This window comes from Azospirillum griseum, from assembly GCF_003966125.1.
Lineage (GTDB): Bacteria > Pseudomonadota > Alphaproteobacteria > Azospirillales > Azospirillaceae > Azospirillum > Azospirillum griseum.
This window is the reverse complement of record NZ_RXMA01000001.1, coordinates 146,772-147,549: the sequence shown is the minus strand read 5'-3', so window position 1 is coordinate 147,549 and position 778 is coordinate 146,772. Positions and strand designations below refer to the sequence as shown.

Annotated in this window: 1 protein-coding gene and 1 pseudogene; both read left to right on the top strand. The window is 71.5% G+C overall.

All coding sequences use genetic code 11. The features are described from left to right. Nucleotides 1-22 precede the first annotated feature (22 nt). Nucleotides 23-331, top strand: coding sequence for an IS66 family insertion sequence element accessory protein TnpB (tnpB, locus tag EJ903_RS28130; RefSeq protein WP_377005520.1), 309 nt, complete (start codon nt 23-25; stop codon nt 329-331). After that, nucleotides 216-778: pseudogene (locus tag EJ903_RS00720) on the top strand (IS66 family transposase); the annotation flags it as partial. The gene tnpB and the pseudogene EJ903_RS00720, both read left to right, overlap by 116 nt.

The window sequence follows — 778 nt, the reverse complement described above, 5'->3', positions numbered from 1 at the left end:
CGGCCGTCGTCGGTGCCCTGGCATGATCCCGGTGCCGAGTGGCGTGCGGGTGTGGCTGGCCCGCGGGCACACCGACATGCGCAAGGGCGGGGCGAGCTTGGCGTTGCTGATGCAGGAACGCTTCGCCCAGGACCCGCACAGCGGCCATCTCTTCCTCTTCCGCGGACGCTGCGGCGGCCTGGTGAAGATCATCTGGTTGACGGTCAGGGCCGTTGCTGATCGCCGCGCATGTGCTGGCGGCCGAGCGGCTGCATGGGGACGACACGCCGGTGCCCGTGCTGGCCAAGGGCAAGGCCGACACTGGGCGGCTGTGGGTGTATGTGCGCGATGACCGGCCGTTTGCCGGCCAAGCCCCACCGGCAGCGCTGTTCCACTGTTCGCGAGACCGCAGGGGCGAGCATCCCGAACGGCACCTGGTCGGCTTCACGGGCTGGCTGCAGGCCGATGCGTTCGCCGGTTGCAACCGGCTGTATGAACCAGACCGCAAGCCGGGGCCGATCCGCGACGTGCTGTGCTGGGCGCATGCCCGGCGCGGCTTCTTCAAGCTGGCCGACATCGCCGCGAACACCAGACGCGGCAAGGACGCCCCGCCGATCTCACCGTTGGCGCTGGAGGCCGCGACGCGCATCGGCGCCCTCTTCGATCTCGAGCGCGTTGAACGGCAAGTCGGCGGCCGAGCGGCTGGCGGCCCGCCAGGAGCACGGCGTCGCCCTGGTCGCCGCGCTGGAGAACTGGATGCGGACGGAGCGCGCCCGGCTCTCCCGCCATGCCCCCGTGG